Source organism: Hydrogenophaga sp. OTU3427 (assembly GCF_038440225.1).
Classification (GTDB): Bacteria; Pseudomonadota; Gammaproteobacteria; order Burkholderiales; family Burkholderiaceae_C; genus Hydrogenophaga.
Window position 1 is genome coordinate 55,499 of the sequence record NZ_JASATI010000001.1, and the last position, 17,337, is coordinate 72,835.

Below are 17,337 nucleotides of genomic sequence, written 5' to 3' on the forward strand. Positions count from 1 at the left end.
CAAGCCTAATTTAAAACAAATTACAAATCCAGCATTTCCGCGGTGTAGGCCACGGCGCGGTTGCGTCCTTCGGCCTTGGCGCGGTAGAGCGCCTGATCGGCCTGGGCGAGCAGTTGCGCCAGCGTCTGGCCGGGTGGCTGGAAGCTGGCCAGGCCCAGCGACACGGTGAAGCGCAGGGTTTCGCCATTGGCCAGGGGCAGGGCGATCGCCTCGACCGCCTGCCGGATGCGTTCGGTGGTGTCGCGCGTGCCTTGCGGGTCGGCGTTGGGCAGCAGCACGGCGAATTCCTCGCCGCCCAGGCGGCCGACAACGTCCGCCTCGCGCAGCACCTGCAGGATGGCGCGGCCGGTGGCGCGCAGGGCGTCGTCGCCGACATGGTGGCCGTGGCGGTCGTTGACGGCCTTGAAGTGGTCGATGTCGATCATCAACGCGCCGCAGGCGTTGCGGTAGCGCCGGCAGTGCTCGAGGATGGCGTCGGCCTTCTCGAGGAAGGCACGCCGGTTGTTCAGGCCAGTGAGCACGTCGGTGGTGGCCAGCAGGCGCAGTTCGTTCTCCAGATGCTTGTGGATGCTGATGTCAAAGCCCCACACCAGGTGGCACAGGCGGCCTTCCACCTCGATGAGCTGAGCCGACAGTGAGCTCCAGTAGGGTGGCTGCGAGGCGATCAGCGCTTCCACGCCGTGGATCTGCCCCGATTGGTCCAGCGCCTGCAGCAGCGCCTGGCCGGCCTGGGGGTCGTGCAGCAGTTCGTGCAAGCGCAAGGTCTGTGGCTGCTGGCGCATGCCCAGGCGTTCCATGAGGCGGCGGTTGATGTAATGAACGCGTCCGCCCTCGGCATCGATCAGCGCGACGTCGCTGGGACTGGCATCGAGGATGAAGGTCAGCAGGTTGTGCGCTTCGTCGATCTGCCGGGTGCGCTCGCGCACGCGGGTCTCCAGCATCTGGTTGGCCTCGTTGAGGGCCTGTGAGGTCTGCACCGCGATCTGGCGGTCCTTGAGGGCACGCCAGATGAGCAGGGCCGTGCCCGCCAGCACGAACAGCAGGGCCAGGCTGAGCAGCGTGAAGCTCTGCAGCAGCCGCTGGCGCTGCCGGTCGGCTTCCAGGGTGTTGGCCACGTGCACATCGGCCACCGCCTTGGCGATGGGTTCGCGAAAGCCCTGCACCTCGTCGAGCACGCGCCGCAAGTCGGTGTTCGCGTCCGTGCCGCTGGACTGTTCGAGCCGCCGCGCCCAATTGTCGACTGCGCGGGCCAGCGCCTCGAGCACCTGAGCGGTTTCCGGCAGGTTCTCGCGGAACTGGACGTTGACCTTGGGTGCGGTGGGCGAATGATCGAGTACGCTGTAGAGCACGTCCAGTCGCAGCAGCAGGTCGTCGCGGCTGGCCTCGCCGGTCACCGTCTGGTGGGTCAGCAGCGCCACCCGCGACAGCTCGTTGTTGACGCTGGAGATGTACCAGAGGTCGTTGTGCTGGCTGGGGCGGGCAAGCCCGCGCGCATGGTTCAGCGCCAGCCACAACGCGGACGCGGCCACCACGGCCATGAGGATCACCACGCCCAGCACCCAGCGCATCATGCGCAGGTGCCGCTGGTCCACCCCTTTCTGCTGGGGGTACTGGTCCTGGCCGCTATTTGATGCGGATTTCATGGATTTGCCAGATCGATCGGTTCAGGTATTCCTGCGCGTCGAGCTCGCGGTGCTGATCGAACGGGTAGATGAGGATGAGCGGGCCCTTGTCGCGCACGCTCAGCATGTCACCGTTGCGGCGTGACGCCAGCACCGGGTCGTAGCGCCGCAGGTCGCTCATGGGCACCGACACCGCGTAGTTGTTGAGCGCGATCAGCTGGATGTCGGCGTTGGGGCCGGCGCCCAGCAGCCCGGCGATGTGGCTCAGCGCCACGCCGCTCCAGCGGTTGTGCCCGGTCAGCCCCAGGCTGGCGGGCAGGCTGGTTTCCAGGGTCTTCTGGGGCATTTTGTCCAGCGCCTGGAGGTCGCAGGGCGTGGCGGACCCGCCGGGAGGGTGCAACACGAGCACCACGCGGCCCGTGGGCTTGGGACACAAGGTCTGGGCGCTCAGCGCCGGATGGCAGGCCCACAGCAACATGGCGGCCATGCCCATGAGCCACCTGCGTTTTTCGGTTGTTTTCACCGCTTTCCCCCATTGACCGGTTCATTGTCTGTTTATAAAAATATGCCAGAAATGAACCCCAATTCCTGACAATTGTGTCAGGTTAGCACAAAGCGGTGACGAAAAATACGCCCAGGGCGGGCCCCACACCACAAAGGTGTCTTCAGATCCGGTTGCGCTTCTCCCACTTGCGCTCCCTCACGCCGGTCACGGTGCCGCTCTCGTCCACGGTTTCCAGCCGGACGTCGAAACCCCACAGCCGTGCCACGTGCTTGAGCACCTCGTCGGTCTGTTCGTTCAGTGGCCGGCGCAGGTAGGGCGTGTGCCTCAGGGTCAGCGCGCGGTCGCCCTGCAGGTCGACCGACCAGACCTGGATGTTGGGCTCGTTGTTGCTCAGGTTGTACTGGTCGGCCAGGCGCTGGCGGATGTGGTGGTAGCCGGCACCGTCGTGGATGGCGGAAATGGTGAGCTGACTGTCCTTGTCGTCGTCGAGCACGGCAAACAGGTGGAATTCGCGGATCAGCCGTGGCGACAGGTACTGGGCAATGAAGCTTTCGTCCTTGAAGTTGCGCATCGCGAAGTCCATCGTCTTGAGCCAGTCGCCGCCCGCGATGTTGGGAAACCACTCGCGGTCCTCGTCCTCGGGTTGCTCGCAGATGCGGCGGATGTCGCGCATCATCGCGAAGCCCAGTGCGTAGGGGTTGATGCCGCGGTAGTAGGGGCTGCCCACCGGGGGCTGCAAGACCACGTTGGTGTGGCTTTGCAGGAACTCCATCATGAAGCCGGGGCCCACCACCCCTTCATCGAACAACCGGTTGAGGATGGTGTAGTGCCAGAAGGTGGCCCAGCCTTCGTTCATCACCTGGGTCTGGCGTTGGGGGTAGAAGTACTGCGAGATCTTGCGCACGATGCGGATGATCTCGCGCTGCCAGGGCTGCAGCAGCGGGGCGAATTTCTCGATGAAGTACAGCAGGTTCTCCTGCGGTTCCTCGGGAAAGCGCAGCGGGGCTTCCTCGGCTTCGGCCTGGGCGCGCTGCGGCACGGTGCGCCAGAGGTCGTTGACCTGGCTTTGCAGGTAGGCCTCGCGTTCGCGCTGGCGGGCCCGTTCTTTTTCCAATGACAGTTTGGTGGGACGCTTGTAGCGGTCGACACCATGGTTTTGCAGCGCGTGGCACGAGTCCAGCAGCAGCTCCACCGCTTCGAGTCCGTGGCGTGCCTCGCAGTCGGCGATGTACTTGCGCGCGAACACCATGTAATCGACGATGGCCGCGGCGTCGGTCCAGGTGCGGAAGAGGTAGTTGCCTTTGAAGAAGGAGTTGTGTCCGTAGGCGGCGTGTGCGATCACCAGCGCCTGCATGGTCAGGCTGTTTTCCTCCATCAGGTAGGCGATGCAGGGGTTGGAGTTGATCACGATCTCGTAGGCCAGGCCCATCTGGCCGCGCTTGTAGCTTTTTTCGGTGGCCAGGAAATGTTTGCCGAAGGACCAGTGGTGGTAGGACACCGGCAGGCCCACGGAAGCGTAGGCGTCCATCATCTGCTCGGCGGTGATGATCTCGAGCTGGTTGGGGTAGGTGTCGAGCCCGAAGCCCCGCGCCACCCGGGCGATCTCCAGGTGGATCTGCTCGATCAGCTCAAAGGTCCACTCCGACTGCTCGGGCAGCCGAAAGTGGGGCAGGGCTTCGTGCGGCGCGTTCATTTGGGTTGCTTGCGGAACAGCTCCCGGAACACCGGGAAGATGTCGGCCGGCGACGCGATGCGTTGTTGCGCGAAGTTGCGGTGCATCTGCGCCACCTCGGCATAGGCGTGCCACAGGTTCTGGGGCTGGCCTTCGGTGATCTCGACATAGGCGTAGTACTGCACCGCGGGCATGATGGTCTCGTGCAACAGCTGCAGGCACTGCTCGGAGTCGTTGTCCCAGTTGTCGCCGTCCGAGGCCTGGGCCACATAGACGTTCCAGTCGCTGCTGGCGTAACGCTCGCGCATGACCTTGGTCAGCAGCTTGAGAGCGGAGGACACCACCGTGCCGCCGGTTTCGCGCGAATGGAAGAACTCGTGTTCGTCCACCTCGGCGGCCTGCGTGTGGTGGCGGATGAACACCACCTGGGTGTGCTCGTACATGCGCGACAGGAACAGGTACAGCAGGATGAAGAAACGCTTGGCGATGTCCTTGCGGCCTTCGTCCATGGAGCCCGAGACGTCGAGCAGGCAGAACATCACCGCCTGTGTGCTGGGCTTGGGCACGCGGATACGGTTGCTGTAGCGCAGGTCGAACGGATCGAGGTAGGGAATCGCCAGCAGGCGCGTGCGCAGGTGGTGGATTTCGCGGCGCAGCACGAGCACGCGTTCGTCGTCTTCGTCGACCTGGGTTTCCAGCAGGCCGATCAGTTCGCGCTCGGCTTCGCTCAGACGGCGTTGCGAGCGGCCACCGATGGCGATGCGCCGCCCCAGCGCGCCTCGCAGGGAACGCAGCACATGGATGTTGGTGGGCGTGCCCGAGATGGTGTAGCCGGCGCGCTGCGAGCGCCATTCGTGGATGGCGGCCAGCTGGGTCTTGACCAGGTCGGGCAGGGCGAGGTCGTCAAAGAAGCAATCGAGGAATTCTTCGCGCGTGAGCTCGAAGATGAAGTCGTCCTCGCCGACTTCGTCGCTGTTGCCGCCCTGGCCTTTGCCCTGACCACCTCCGCCTCCCGAGGGCCGGGGCACGCGGTCGCCCTTGACGTATTTGCGGTTGCCCGGGCGCACGGTTTCCCACACGCCGCCATGGGTGTGGCCAAAGCTGGGTTCGCCGACATCCTTGACGGGGATCGAAATCTTCTCGCCCTTTTCCATGTCGGTGATGGAACGGTCCTTGACCGCGCGCGCCACCGCCTGCTTGACCTGGTCCTTGAAGCGGCGCAGGAAACGCTCGCGGTTGACCGCGGACTTGTTCTTGCCCTGCATGCGGCGGTCGATGAGGTAGACCACGACGCCCTCCCGGTGTGTTGGTGGTGTTCAGGACGCCTTGCGCACCCGCAGGTACCACTCGCACAACAGCCGCACCTGCTTGGGCGTGTAGCCCTTGTCCACCATGCGCGAGACGAACTCCTGATGCTTGTTCGCGTCTTCCGCGCTGGCCTTGGCGTTGAAGCTGATGACCGGCAACAACTCTTCGGTGTTGCTGAACATCTTCTTCTCGATCACGGTGCGCAGCTTCTCGTAGCTGGTCCAGACCGGGTTTTTGCCCGCATTCTGGGCGCGCGCGCGCAGCACGAAGTTGACGATCTCGTTGCGGAAGTCCTTGGGGTTGGAAATGCCCGCGGGCTTCTCGGTTTTTTCCAGCTCGGCGTTGAGCGCGTTGCGGTCGAAGCTCTCACCGGTGTCGGGGTCGCGGAACTCCTGGTCCTGGATCCAGTAGTCGGCGAAGCTCACGTAGCGGTCGAAGATGTTCTGGCCGTATTCGCTGTAGCTCTCCAGGTAGGCGGTCTGGATTTCCTTGCCGATGAACTCGACGTAGTGCTGGGCCAGGTATTCCTTGAGGTAGGAGAGGTATTTCTGCTCGGTTTCGGGCGGGAACTGCTCGCGCTCGATCTGCTGCTCCAGCACGTACAGCAGGTGCACCGGGTTGGCCGCCACCTCGGTGTTGTCGAAGTTGAACACGCGCGAGAGGATCTTGAAGGCGAAACGGGTGGACAGGCCACTCATGCCCTCGTCGACGCCCGCGTAGTCCACGTACTCCTGGCGCGACTTGGCCTTGGGGTCGGTGTCCTTGAGGTTCTCGCCATCGTAGACCTGCATCTTGCTGTAGATGCTGGAGTTCTCGGGCTCCTTCAGGCGCGAGAGCACGGAGAACTGCGCCATCATCTTGAGCGTTCCGGGGGCGCAGGGCGCCTCGGCCAGCGAGGAATTGCGGACCAGCTTCTCGTAGATCTTCACCTCCTCGGTCACGCGCAGGCAGTACGGCACCTTGACGATGTAGATGCGGTCCAGGAAAGCCTCGTTGTTCCTGTTGTTGCGGAAGGCCTTCCATTCCGACTCGTTCGAGTGGGCCAGGATGACACCGTCAAAGGGAATCGCGCCAAAGCCCTCTGTGCCCTTGTAGTTGCCTTCCTGCGTGGCCGTCAGCAAGGGGTGCAGCACCTTGATCGGGGCCTTGAACATCTCGACGAATTCCAGCAGGCCCTGGTTGGCCAGGCACAAGCCGCCGGAGTAGCTGTAGGCGTCCGGATCGTCCTGCGCGTAATCCTCCAGCTTGCGGATGTCGACCTTGCCCACCAGCGAGGAGATGTCCTGGTTGTTCTCGTCGCCGGGTTCGGTCTTGGCGATCGCGGTCTGCTTGAGCACGGACGGATAGCGCTTGACGACGCGGAAGCGGTTGATGTCGCCGTTGAATTCCTGCAGCCGCTTGACCGCCCAGGGGCTGGGGATGGAGCGCAGATAGCGCCGCGGGATGCCGTAGTCCTCTTCGAGGATGGTGCCGTCCTCGGACTCGTTGAACAGGCCCAGCGGCGACTCGTTGATGGGCGAGCCCTTGAGGCAATAGAAGGGCACTTTTTCCATCAGCGCCTTGAGCTTCTCGGCGATGGACGATTTGCCACCGCCGACCGGGCCCAGCAGGTAAAGGATCTGCTTGCGCTCCTCCAGGCCTTGGGCGGCGTGGCGGAAATAGGACACCACCTGCTCGATGGCTTCCTCGGCGCCGTAGAAGTCGCGGAAGGCCGGGTAGATCTTCACCACCTTGTTGGCAAAGGTGCGCGACAACCTGGCATCGTGGCGGGTGTCCAGCAGCTCGGGCTCACCGATGGCCTCCAGCATGCGCTCGGCCGCGCTGGCGTAGGCCAGGCGGTCTCGCTTGCAGAGCTCCAGGTAGTCCTGCAAGGAGCATTCCTCCTCGCGGGTGCGCTCGTAGCGGCTGCTGTAGTGGTCAAGGATGTTCATGCGAATCCCCTTTGGTTTGACCCTCGGCACACAGGCGGAAACAGTGCCGATTCATCATACGCCCGCATTCCACTGACGTGGTGTTGCGTGGTGGCGCGAGTGTGGTTTCCATGCACATCACCGCGCGGCGGTTCGAGTGCGTCAAACGGTGGGGAGTTCCATGCGCGATGCGCGCCACAACAAGACGGGAAGGTCCATCGGGCGCAAGCGGGGCCGCTGCCGCCAGCTGGTGTGCCCGATCGCGGCGATGTGGTCGAGCAGGCGCAGGCCGCCCTGGACCACCAGGCGCAGTTCCCAGCCGCCCCGGCCGGGCAGTTGGAGCGCCAGGGGCGCGCCCGCCAGCATCAGGGCGCGGGCCCGTGCACACAGGTCGGCGACCATGGCGGCCGCCGGTGCCGCCGAAGAGGACAAAGCCAGCAGGCCGGCTTCGTCCACACCGTGCCGTTGCAACACGTCCCGCGGCAGGTAATGACGCTGCCGTGGCAGGTCCACGCTCAGGTCCTGCCAGAAATTGATCAATTGCAGCGCGCTGCAGACCTGGTCGCTGCGGCGCAGCGCATCGCTGTCGTGGACGCCATACAGGTGCAGCAGCAGGCGTCCGACCGGGTTGGCCGAGAGGCGGCAGTAGTCCAGCAGTTCGTCGTGGCTGCCGTAGCGGCGGCCCTCGCTGGTGTAGCGAACGTCCTGTTCAAAGGCGCTCAGCAGGTCGTGCAGCAGGGTGGGGGGCAAGGCGTGGCGGCGTATCACCGTGGCCAGCGGACCGAACACTTCTGGCCAGTCGTTGCCCGTGGGTGTTTCGCCGTTGGCGGCGCGGGCCAGCGTCACGCGGTAGCGCGCAAGATCCTGCAGGCGCTGCGTCGCTGGCGCGTCGCCTTCGTCGGCGATGTCGTCCGCCACACGGGCGAAGCGGTAGATGGCCAGGATGGGTGCGCGCAAGGCGGGTGGGCACAACCAGGAGGCCACCGGGAAGTTCTCGTAGTGCTGGGTGCCGCCATGCCCCAATGCTGCCAGGCCTGTGCCTGGCGGTGGGGCATGTGAAGGTGTGGGCGGTGGTGGCATGGCGGCTGCGATTGTCTCCTGCGGAGGCGGGCTGGCATGATGCCGGCGTTGTTGCACTTTGATGCACATTGACAAGCCCTGGGCTTGCCTCTACATTCTTAGCTAATTACTAACCAGTCAGTCATTAATTATGAAATCCCCGCTTGTGAAGGCCGTCGGGCGCCTGGCGCCGTTCCCCTTGCTGGCCTGGGCCCTGGTGGCCTGTTCGCCGCCGCCCCCGGCCGAGGAGCCGGTGCGGGCCGTCAAGGTGGTGACGGTGGCCGCCGGGGCGCTGGGCGCCACGAGCGAGTACGCGGGCGAAGTGCGCGCGCGCACCGAGTCGCGCCTGGGTTTTCGTGTTGCTGGCAAGTTGATCGAGCGTCCGGCCCAGGTGGGGCAGGTGGTCAAGGCGGGGCAGTTGCTCGCGCGCCTGGACGCGCAGGACTATGCGCTGGGCGTGCAGTCGGCAACGGCGGGCCAGCAGGCGGCGCAGACCCAGCGCGACCTGGCAGCGGCCGACCTCAAGCGTTACGTCGAGCTGAAGAACCAGGGTTTTGTGAGCGGCGCCGAAATCGAACGCCGTGAAGCCACGCTGCGCTCGGCCGATGCCTCGCTGGCGCAAGCCAAGGCGCAGCTTGCGCTGCAGGGCAACCAGTCGGCTTATGCCGCGCTGCGGGCCGAGGCGGCCGGCGTGGTGCTGGCGGTGGAGGCCGAGCCGGGACAGGTCTTGACCGCCGGCACGCCGGTGCTGCGCGTGGCGCACGACGGACCGCGCGACGTGGTCTTTGCCGTGCCGGAAGACCGGCTGGCAGGCCTCAAGCTGGGTCAGCCGGTGCAGGTGCGCCTGTGGTCAGGCGGCGACGCCTTGGCCGGTCAGGTGCGAGAGATCGCTGCAAGCGCCGATGCCGCGACCCGCACCTACCAGGTCAAGGTGGGGCTGCCCGCAGGCGCTCCCCTGCCGCTGGGCGCCACGGCCTATGCCCAGATGGCGCCTGCCGCTGGCGTGCCGCGCCAGGCCATCAAGCTGCCCACCAGCGCGCTGCGCCAAGCCGGCAAGGGCACGGCGGTGTGGCTGTTCGATGCCGCCAGCGGCACGGTCAGGTCGCAGCCGGTGCAGGTGGCTGCGGCCGATGGCAACGACGCGGTGATCGCCACCGGCCTCAAGGGGGGCGAGCAGGTGGTGGTGGCCGGTGTGCACGTGCTCAATGAGGGCCAGAAGGTGAGTCTGTATTCACCCCGCGGCGGCGACAAACCCGCAGCGCAGTGAGGTCCGCATGAACGATCTGACCACGGCCGAGCCGCAGCCCGAGGCTGCGCGCAAACGTTTCAACCTGTCGGAATGGGCGCTGAACCACCAGCCGCTCACGCGCTACCTGATGGTGGTGCTGATGCTGCTGGGTTTTGCCGCCTATTTCCAGCTGGGGCAGGACGAAGATCCGCCCTTCACCTTCCGTGCCATGGTGGTGCGGGCCTACTGGCCGGGCGCCACCGCGCAGCAGGTGGCTGACCAGGTGACCGACAAGATCGAGAAGACCCTGCAGGAGGTGCCATATGCGGATGTCATCCGCAGCTACTCCAAGCCGGGCGAGACCTTGATCATTTTCCAGATCGCCGATTCCTCGCCGCCCAACGCCGTCCAGGGCACCTGGTACACGGTGCGCAAGAAGATCGGTGACATGGCGGGCACCTTGCCGCAGGGTGTGATCGGTCCGTATTTCAACGACGAGTTCGGCGATGTCTACGGCGTCATCTACGCGTTGCAGGGCGAGGGCTACACGGCGGTGGAACTCAAGCGTTTTGCCGACCAGGCGCGCCAGCGACTGCTGGATGTGAAGGACGTTGCCAAGGTCGAGCTGTTTGGCGTGCAGGACGAAAAACTGTTCGTCGAAATCTCCCACAAGCGCCTGGCGGTGCTGGGCCTGGACATGAACGCCGTGCTGGCCCAGTTGGGCCAGCAGAACGCCGTGGCGCCTGCGGGCGCGGTGCAGACGCCGCTGGACGTGGTGCAGGTGCGCGTGGGCGGTGCCTTCAATTCCGTCGAGCAGTTGCGGTCCATGCCGATACGCGCCGCCAACGGCGCGCAACTGCGCCTGGGTGACATCGCCGAGGTGCGCCTGGGCCTGGTGGACCCACCCAGTACCCTGGTGCGCCACAACGGCAAGGACAGCATCGCCCTGGGCATATCCATGGCCCCGGGGGGCGACATCATTGCGTTGGGCAAGGCCTTGCGCGGCGCCGTGGCGACGTTCGAGAAGAACTTGCCGGCCGGCTTGCAGATGGTGCAGGTGCAGGACCAGCCCAAGGCGGTGGCCACCTCTGTGAACGAATTCGTGCGGGTGCTGATCGAGGCCGTGGTCATCGTGCTGGTGGTGAGCCTGCTGAGCCTGGGCCTGCACCGCAACCCCCACGGACGTGGCCTGCGCGCCTTCACCCTGGACGTGCGTCCCGGCCTGGTGGTGTTCGTCACCATCCCGCTGGTGCTGGCCATGACCTTCCTCGTCATGCAGTATTGGGGCATCGGCCTGCACAAGATCTCGCTGGGCTCGCTGATCATCGCCCTGGGCCTGCTGGTGGACGACGCCATCATCGCGGTCGAGATGATGGTGCGCAAGCTCGAAGAGGGCTACAGCATGTTCCGCGCCGCCACCTTCACCTGGGATGCCACCGCCATGCCCATGCTGACCGGCACGCTGATCACGGCGGCGGGTTTCCTGCCCATCGGCATCGCCAAGTCCACGGTGGGCGAATACACCTTCGCCATCTTCGGCGTCACCGTGGTCGCGCTGGTGTTGTCGTGGATCGTGGCGGTGGTCTTCGTGCCCTACCTGGGCGTGGTGCTGCTCAAGGTCAAGCCGTCGCACGCGGGGCACGAGGACGAGGTCTTCGACGGGCCCTTCTACGTGCGCTTTCGCGCCATGGTGGACTGGTGCGTGCAACACCGCTGGATCACCATCGGCGCAACGGTACTGACCTTCGCGCTGGGCATCGTGGGCATGGGCAAGGTGCAGCAGCAGTTCTTCCCCGATTCCAGCCGGCCGGAAATCCTGGTCGACATCTGGATGCCCGAAGGCAGCAGCCTGCGCGCCAACGACGAGGTGGCCAAGCGCGCCGAGGCCCGTTTTGCCCAATTGCCCGGTGTGACGGCGGTCAGCACCTGGGTGGGCTCCGGCGTGCCCCGTTTCTATTTGCCCCTGGACCAGATCTTCCCGCAGACCAACGTGTCGCAGATGATCCTGATGACCGACAGCCTGGTGAGCCGCGAGCGCCTGCGCAAGGAACTGCCGGCCCTGCTCGCGCACGAGTTCCCCGAGGTGCGAGGGCGCATCAAGCTGCTGCCCAACGGACCGCCGGTGCCTTATCCCGTGCAGTTCCGCGTGGTCGGTCCCGACCCGGCGGTGCTGCGCGGCCTGGCCGATGAGGTGCGCACCGCCATGCGCGAGCACCCGCTGACCCGGGGCGTGAACGACAACTGGAACGAGGCCGTCAAGGTCATGCGCCTGGACATCGACCAGGACAAGGCGCGAGCGCTGGGCGTGAGCAGCCAATCGATCGCGCAGGCGGCCCGCACCATCCTCACCGGCACCACGGTGGGCCAGTACCGCGATGGCGACAAGCTGATCGACATCGTGTTGCGCCAGCCGTTGGACGAGCGCGATGCCATCACCGATCTGGCCAACGCCTACCTGCCCACCTCCAGCGGCAAGAGCATCCCGCTGACGCAGATTGCCCGCGTGGGCTTCACCTGGGAGCCCGGCGTGATGTGGCGCGAGAACCGCAGCTACGCCATCACGGTGCAGAGCGACACCGTGGAGGGCCTGCAGGGCGCCACCGTGACGGAGGCCCTGATGCCCGCGCTCAACGCGCTGCAGGCCAAGTGGCCGGTGGGGTATGGCATCGAGGTCGCCGGGGCGGTGGCGGAGAGCAGCAAGGGTTCGTCGTCGATCACCGCCGGCATGCCGCTGATGCTGTTCATCATCTTCACCCTGCTGATGCTGCAACTGCACAGCTTCAGCCGGGCGATGCTGGTGGTGTTGACCGGCCCACTGGGCCTGGCCGGCGTGGCCGGTGCCTTGTTGCTGCTGAACCGGCCTTTTGGATTCGTCGCGCTGCTGGGGGTGATCGCCTTGATGGGCATGATCATGCGCAACTCGGTGATCCTGATCGACCAGATCGAACAGGACCGCGCGCGGGGCGTGCCGACCTGGACAGCCATCGTCGAGGCCGCCGTGCGCCGCCTGCGCCCCATCGTGCTGACGGCGGCCGCGGCCGTGCTGGCCATGATCCCGTTGTCGCGCAGCGTGTTCTGGGGCCCGATGGCGGTGGCCATCATGGGTGGCCTGATCGTGGCGACGGTGCTGACCCTGCTGGCCTTGCCGGCGATGTACGCGGCCTGGTTCAGGGTGAAAAGGTAGCCCCCCCGCGCCGCCTGCGGCGTCCCCCCCCCAAGGGGGTGATGCCAGCCGACCGGCGGAGCCGGATCGGTGGCATCCCCGGCGGGCCTTGGCGTGCTACCGGTCGAGGCTTTGGCGTGACTTGGCGGGTGCTGGGAGCGCCAGGCCAGCCGACTTGACGACGGCGATGCAGTCCTTGATGTGCTGCTCGCCCAGGTAGCGGATGGCGCTGTAGCCGATCAGCGCCGACACCGCCTGGCCCGCCAGCGGCACATATCGTGCCGCCTGCTTGGCGGTCAGGCGCACGCCCACCACCCTGGCCGCGCGCAGCACGAGATCCTGGGTGACGAACTTGCCCACCAGCAGCGTGCCCACCTGGGCCACCGCTTTCTGCACCTTTTCACGTTTGCCGGGATCGAGCCGGTCCAACTGCTCGGGCGTCAGCCCGAAGGCGGCGTTGATGGCCGGGATCAGGCGGGACAGCAGGGCCGCATCCACCGCCCAGTCCAAGCCAGGCACGGGCACCGCGCTGGCCACGCCGGCCACCAGGGCGCGACGGTGCAGCAGTTGCCGGCACTGCCGCACCACGGCCAGCATGGCCGGGTCGGCCGCCGCCATCTGCAAGGTGCTGGCCATGGCCTGCCAGTGCTTCAGTCGCCGCTCTGGACCACGCGGGTATAGGCGAACAGCAGCACGATGGCGCCCACCACCGATGCGATCCAGCCGGCGGCTGCGCCGGCAGGGTACCAGCCCATGAACTGCCCGGCATAGGACGCCGCGAACGAGCCGGCCACGCCCAGCAGCGAGGTCATGATGAGCCCGATGTTCTGTTTGCCCGGCAGCAGGAAACGCGCGATCCAGCCGACGATGAGGCCCACGAACAAGGTGCCGATGATGTGTCCCATGCAATGCTCCCAAAGGTGTTGATATGGCGCGAATGTAGCGCAGGCTGGCCTTGTCTATGTGTAGAAATGTCAAATCTGAACGCGACACACGCCGGCTCCGGCGGGCACTTGGCAGGCCTGGTCCGGGTTGGGTCATGGGATCTTTTTTGAGCGATTCGCCGCAAGCCTTACAATCACAGGTTTGCCGGTGGAAAGCCACCGAGGCAGTGGGCGCAGATGGCCCGCGGCTGGCAGAGAGACAGGTGTCGCGCGGGTGGCGAAATTGGTAGACGCACCAGGTTTAGGTCCTGACGCCAGCAATGGTGTGGGGGTTCGAGTCCCCCCCCGCGCACCACACCACTGGAATTCCGTGCCGCGTCGGCCTGGCGCGGCCCTTGCACATGAATAGGAGTCACAAATGACCGTGAATGTTGAAACCCTGGAAAAGCTCGAGCGCAAGATCACTCTCACCTTGCCGGTGGACGTGATCCAGAACGAGGTGGATGCCCGCCTCAAGCGCATGGCGCGCCAGGTCAAGATGGACGGTTTCCGTCCGGGCAAGGTGCCGTTCAACGTGGTGGCACAGCGTTATGGCTACTCGGTGCACTACGAAGTCATGAACGACAAGGTTGGCGAGGCGTTTGCCCTGGCCGCCAACGAAGCCCAGCTGCGCGTGGCCGGCCAGCCGCGCATCAGCGAAAGCGAAGGCGCGCCCGAAGGCCAACTGGCCTTTGACGCCGTGTTCGAGGTGTTCCCCGAAGTCAAGATCGGTGACCTGTCGACCGCCGAGGTCGAGAAGGTCAACACCGAGGTGAGCCAGGTCGCGATCGACAAGACGGTCGAGATCCTGCGCAAGCAGCGCCGCACCTTTGCCCAGCGCGCCATGGACAGCGCCGCCCAGGACGGCGACCGCGTGACCATCGACTTCGAAGGCAAGATCGACGGTGAACCTTTCGAGGGCGGCAAGGCCCAGGGCTTCCAGTTCCTGGTCGGCGAAGGCCAGATGCTCAAGGAATTCGAAGACGCCGTGCGTGGCATGAAGTCGGGCGAGAGCAAGACCTTCCCCCTGAACTTCCCGGCCGACTACCACGGCAAGGACGTGGCCGGCAAGACCGCCGACTTCCTGGTCACGGTCAACAAGATCGAAGCCGCGCACCTGCCGGAAGTGGACGAGGCTTTTGCCAAGTCCCTGGGCATCGCCGATGGCACCGTCGACGGTCTGCACGCCGACATCCGCAAGAACCTGGAGCGCGAAGTCAAGTTCCGCGTGCTGGCTCGCAACAAGCAGGCCGTCATGGACGCCCTGGTGGCCAAGGCCGAGCTGGACCTGCCCAAGGCGAGCGTGCAAGCCGAGCTGGAGCGCTTGGTGGAAGGCGCCCGCGCCGACCTCAAGCAGCGTGGCGTGAAGGATGCCGACAAGGCGCCCATCCCCGAGGAGCTGTTCCGCCCGCAGGCCGAGCGCCGCGTGCGCCTGGGCCTGGTGGTGGCCGAACTGGTCAAGGCCAACGAGCTGCAGGCCAAGCCCGAGCAACTGATGGCCCACATCAACGAGTTGGCTTCTTCGTACGAGAAGCCGGCCGACGTGGTGCGCTGGTACCAGGGTGACAACCGCCGCATGGCCGAAGTCGAAGGCATCGTGATCGAGAACAACGTGACCGAATTTGTCCTGGCCAAAGCCAAGGTGACCGAGAAGCAGGTCGAGTTCGACGAGCTGATGGGTCAGGGCTGAGGCCTGTTGTCCGCCGGCCCGCCAACGGCCGGCGCTTGAGCCAAGGGGCGCCGCGATGCGGGCGCCCCTTTGTTTTGGGCAACCCGTCCCCAGATGGGGGTTTGGACATTGGTTACAGTACGAAGCAGTGCCAAGTCCTGTTTCAAATACGCGGTCAGCCGTACGGAGATTTCAATGAGTGTGATGGACATCCAGAACCTGGGCATGGTGCCCATGGTGATCGAGCAGTCGGGCCGCGGCGAGCGCGCCTACGACATCTATTCGCGCCTGCTCAAGGAGCGCGTGATTTTCCTGGTCGGCCCGGTCAATGACCAGAGCGCCAACCTGGTGGTGGCGCAGCTGTTGTTCCTGGAAAGCGAGAACCCTGACAAGGACATCTCCTTCTACATCAACTCGCCTGGTGGATCGGTGAGTGCCGGCATGGCGATTTTTGACACCATGAACTTCATCAAGCCCGACGTGTCCACCCTGTGCACCGGCATGGCGGCCAGCATGGGCGCTTTCCTGCTGGCGGCCGGCGCCAAGGGCAAGCGCTTCTCGCTGCCCAACTCCAAGGTCATGATCCACCAGCCGCTGGGCGGCACCCAGGGCCAGGCCACCGAGATCGAGATCCACGCCCGCGAAATCCTCAAGACCCGCGAGCAGCTGAACAAGATCCTGGCCGAGCGCACCGGCCAGCCGCTGGAGAAGATCGAGCGCGATACCGAGCGCGACTACTACCTGTCGGCCGCCGAGGCCCAGGAATACGGCCTGATCGACAAGGTGATCGACAAGCGCGGCGCGGTCTGAGTCGCCGTTCAGCGGATCGCCACAAGGGCGGGCTGGCCTCAGGCCACCTCGCCTTTTTTCGTCTCCGGACGATGGCTTATCATTGACAAACAACGTTTCAGTTCGATCAAGGCATCCCACACATGGCCGATAAAAAAGGCTCAACCAGCGAAAAGTCCCTCTACTGCTCCTTCTGCGGAAAGAGTCAGCACGAGGTCAAGAAGCTCATCGCAGGCCCTTCGGTCTTCATTTGCGACGAGTGCATCGACCTGTGCAACGACATCATTCGCGACGAGCTGCCGGGCACGGCGCTGACCGCGGAAGCCGGTGACGCGCTGCCCACGCCCAGCCAGCTCAAGGGCAACCTGGACAACTACGTGATCGGCCAGGATGCCGCCAAGAAGGCCCTGGCGGTGGCGGTCTACAACCACTACAAGCGCCTGCGCCACAAGCAGAAGGCCAAGAAGGACGAGGTCGAGCTGGCCAAGAGCAACATCCTGCTGATCGGACCCACCGGTTCCGGCAAGACCTTGCTGGCCCAGACCATGGCGCGCATGCTCAACGTGCCCTTCGTGATGGCGGACGCCACCACGCTGACCGAAGCCGGCTACGTGGGCGAGGACGTCGAGAACATCGTCGCCAAGCTGCTGCAGAGCTGCAACTACGACGTCGAGCGCGCCCAGCAGGGCATCGTCTACATCGACGAGATCGACAAGATCACGCGCAAGTCCGACAACCCGTCCATCACCCGCGACGTGTCGGGTGAGGGCGTGCAGCAGGCCTTGCTCAAGCTGGTCGAGGGCACCATGGCCAGCGTGCCGCCGCAGGGCGGGCGCAAGCACCCCAACCAGGACTTCCTGCAGGTCGACACGACCAACATCCTGTTCATCTGCGGCGGCGCCTTTGCCGGCCTGGAGAAGGTGATCGAGAACCGCACCGAGGCATCGGGCATCGGCTTCGGCGCCACGGTCAAGAGCAAGCAGCAGCGCAGCCTCACGGATGTGTTCCGCGAAGTCGAGCCGGAAGACCTGATCAAGTTCGGCCTCATCCCCGAGCTGGTGGGCCGCCTGCCGGTGGTGGCCACGCTGGCCGAGCTCAGCGAGGACGCGCTGGTCGACATCCTGACCCAGCCACGCAACGCCGTGGTCAAGCAGTTTGCCCAGTTGCTGGCCATGGAAGGTGCCGAACTCGAAGTGCGGCCCAATGCGCTCAAGGCCATCGCCCGGCGTGCGCTGGCGCGCAAGACCGGTGCCCGGGGTTTGCGTTCCATCATGGAGCAGGCGCTGATCGACACCATGTACGAGCTGCCCAGTACCAGCAACGTCGAGCGTGTGGTGGTGGACGAGTCCACCATCGAAGAGAACAAGCCGCCGCTGCTGGTCTACCGCGAAGCGGCCAAACAGGCCTGAGCGCCGGGTGGCTGCAGGCGTGTGTCGGCAGCCATCGACCACCGCGTTTGCGTGTGTCGCCGATGATCGCCTGCCGGTCA

At 65.4% G+C, this 17,337-nt stretch carries 13 protein-coding genes and 1 tRNA gene; 6 read left to right on the forward strand and 8 right to left on the reverse strand.

Annotated elements, in window-relative coordinates:
* Positions 1 to 20: 20 nt before the first annotated feature.
* The 6 genes from AAHB17_RS00245 to hpnC form a co-directional block, all read right to left on the reverse strand.
* Complete coding sequence (locus tag AAHB17_RS00245; RefSeq protein ID WP_342128395.1) at positions 21 to 1,643, reverse strand: sensor domain-containing diguanylate cyclase; 1,623 nt, start codon at positions 1,641 to 1,643, stop codon at positions 21 to 23.
* Positions 1,624 to 2,109 (reverse strand): hypothetical protein, encoded by a 486-nt coding sequence (locus tag AAHB17_RS00250; RefSeq protein ID WP_342128396.1) that lies wholly within the window; start codon positions 2,107 to 2,109, stop codon positions 1,624 to 1,626. The genes AAHB17_RS00245 and AAHB17_RS00250 overlap by 20 nt, the downstream gene beginning before the upstream one ends.
* 178 nt (positions 2,110 to 2,287) lie before the next feature.
* Complete coding sequence (locus AAHB17_RS00255) at positions 2,288 to 3,820, reverse strand: SpoVR family protein (protein WP_342128397.1); 1,533 nt, start codon at positions 3,818 to 3,820, stop codon at positions 2,288 to 2,290.
* Complete coding sequence (locus AAHB17_RS00260) at positions 3,817 to 5,088, reverse strand: YeaH/YhbH family protein (RefSeq protein ID WP_342128399.1); 1,272 nt, start codon at positions 5,086 to 5,088, stop codon at positions 3,817 to 3,819. The genes AAHB17_RS00255 and AAHB17_RS00260 overlap by 4 nt, the downstream gene beginning before the upstream one ends.
* Positions 5,089 to 5,115: 27 nt before the next feature.
* Positions 5,116 to 7,038, reverse strand: coding sequence for a PrkA family serine protein kinase (locus AAHB17_RS00265; protein WP_342128400.1), 1,923 nt, complete (start codon positions 7,036 to 7,038; stop codon positions 5,116 to 5,118).
* A gap of 141 nt (positions 7,039 to 7,179) precedes the next feature.
* Positions 7,180 to 8,097: a squalene synthase HpnC gene (hpnC, locus tag AAHB17_RS00270; protein ID WP_342128401.1), complete on the reverse strand. Its 918-nt coding sequence runs from the start codon at positions 8,095 to 8,097 to the stop codon at positions 7,180 to 7,182.
* Between the two features lie 130 nt (positions 8,098 to 8,227).
* Between hpnC and AAHB17_RS00275 the strand changes: the two genes are divergently transcribed.
* Together AAHB17_RS00275 and AAHB17_RS00280 are read left to right on the forward strand one after the other, a co-directional pair.
* Positions 8,228 to 9,343, forward strand: a complete 1,116-nt coding sequence (locus AAHB17_RS00275; protein WP_342128402.1) for an efflux RND transporter periplasmic adaptor subunit — start codon at positions 8,228 to 8,230, stop codon at positions 9,341 to 9,343.
* Positions 9,344 to 9,350: 7 nt separating this feature from the next.
* On the forward strand, positions 9,351 to 12,488 hold the full coding sequence (locus AAHB17_RS00280; RefSeq protein ID WP_342128404.1) for an efflux RND transporter permease subunit: 3,138 nt from the start codon (positions 9,351 to 9,353) through the stop codon (positions 12,486 to 12,488).
* Positions 12,489 to 12,584: 96 nt separating this feature from the next.
* Here the strand turns inward: AAHB17_RS00280 and AAHB17_RS00285 are convergent, their stop codons facing one another.
* Both AAHB17_RS00285 and AAHB17_RS00290 read right to left on the reverse strand, forming a co-directional pair.
* Positions 12,585 to 13,103 carry a hypothetical protein gene (locus AAHB17_RS00285; protein WP_342128405.1) on the reverse strand — a complete coding sequence of 173 codons (519 nt, stop codon included), beginning with the start codon at positions 13,101 to 13,103 and terminating at the stop codon, positions 12,585 to 12,587.
* A gap of 14 nt (positions 13,104 to 13,117) precedes the next feature.
* Positions 13,118 to 13,372, reverse strand: a complete 255-nt coding sequence (locus tag AAHB17_RS00290) for a GlsB/YeaQ/YmgE family stress response membrane protein (RefSeq protein ID WP_342128406.1) — start codon at positions 13,370 to 13,372, stop codon at positions 13,118 to 13,120.
* 247 nt (positions 13,373 to 13,619) lie between these two features.
* On the opposite strand from AAHB17_RS00290, the gene AAHB17_RS00295 reads away from it, so the two are divergent.
* From AAHB17_RS00295 to clpX, 4 genes are all read left to right on the forward strand, one after another.
* A tRNA-Leu gene (locus tag AAHB17_RS00295) sits at positions 13,620 to 13,706 on the forward strand.
* A gap of 63 nt (positions 13,707 to 13,769) precedes the next feature.
* Complete coding sequence (gene tig, locus AAHB17_RS00300; protein WP_342128407.1) at positions 13,770 to 15,080, forward strand: trigger factor; 1,311 nt, start codon at positions 13,770 to 13,772, stop codon at positions 15,078 to 15,080.
* Between the two features lie 174 nt (positions 15,081 to 15,254).
* The gene (gene clpP, locus AAHB17_RS00305; protein ID WP_342128408.1) at positions 15,255 to 15,869 is read left to right on the forward strand and encodes an ATP-dependent Clp endopeptidase proteolytic subunit ClpP; all 615 of its coding nucleotides are present in this window, start codon (positions 15,255 to 15,257) and stop codon (positions 15,867 to 15,869) included.
* Between the two features lie 122 nt (positions 15,870 to 15,991).
* The gene (gene clpX, locus AAHB17_RS00310; protein ID WP_342128409.1) at positions 15,992 to 17,257 is read left to right on the forward strand and encodes an ATP-dependent Clp protease ATP-binding subunit ClpX; all 1,266 of its coding nucleotides are present in this window, start codon (positions 15,992 to 15,994) and stop codon (positions 17,255 to 17,257) included.
* The last annotated feature ends 80 nt before the right edge of the window (positions 17,258 to 17,337 follow it).

Coding starts and splice junctions, on each gene's coding strand:
- AAHB17_RS00245 (WP_342128395.1), bottom strand. CDS start 1,643: ATGAAATCCGCATCAAATAGCGGCCAGGACCAGTACCCCCAGCAGAAA.
- AAHB17_RS00265 (WP_342128400.1), bottom strand. CDS start 7,038: ATGAACATCCTTGACCACTACAGCAGCCGCTACGAGCGCACCCGCGAG.
- AAHB17_RS00280 (WP_342128404.1), top strand. CDS start 9,351: ATGAACGATCTGACCACGGCCGAGCCGCAGCCCGAGGCTGCGCGCAAA.
- AAHB17_RS00285 (WP_342128405.1), bottom strand. CDS start 13,103: ATGGCCAGCACCTTGCAGATGGCGGCGGCCGACCCGGCCATGCTGGCC.
- clpP (WP_342128408.1), top strand. CDS start 15,255: ATGAGTGTGATGGACATCCAGAACCTGGGCATGGTGCCCATGGTGATC.
- hpnC (WP_342128401.1), bottom strand. CDS start 8,097: ATGCCACCACCGCCCACACCTTCACATGCCCCACCGCCAGGCACAGGC.
- AAHB17_RS00290 (WP_342128406.1), bottom strand. CDS start 13,372: ATGGGACACATCATCGGCACCTTGTTCGTGGGCCTCATCGTCGGCTGG.
- AAHB17_RS00275 (WP_342128402.1), top strand. CDS start 8,228: ATGAAATCCCCGCTTGTGAAGGCCGTCGGGCGCCTGGCGCCGTTCCCC.
- tig (WP_342128407.1), top strand. CDS start 13,770: ATGACCGTGAATGTTGAAACCCTGGAAAAGCTCGAGCGCAAGATCACT.
- clpX (WP_342128409.1), top strand. CDS start 15,992: ATGGCCGATAAAAAAGGCTCAACCAGCGAAAAGTCCCTCTACTGCTCC.
- AAHB17_RS00250 (WP_342128396.1), bottom strand. CDS start 2,109: ATGGCCGCCATGTTGCTGTGGGCCTGCCATCCGGCGCTGAGCGCCCAG.
- AAHB17_RS00255 (WP_342128397.1), bottom strand. CDS start 3,820: ATGAACGCGCCGCACGAAGCCCTGCCCCACTTTCGGCTGCCCGAGCAG.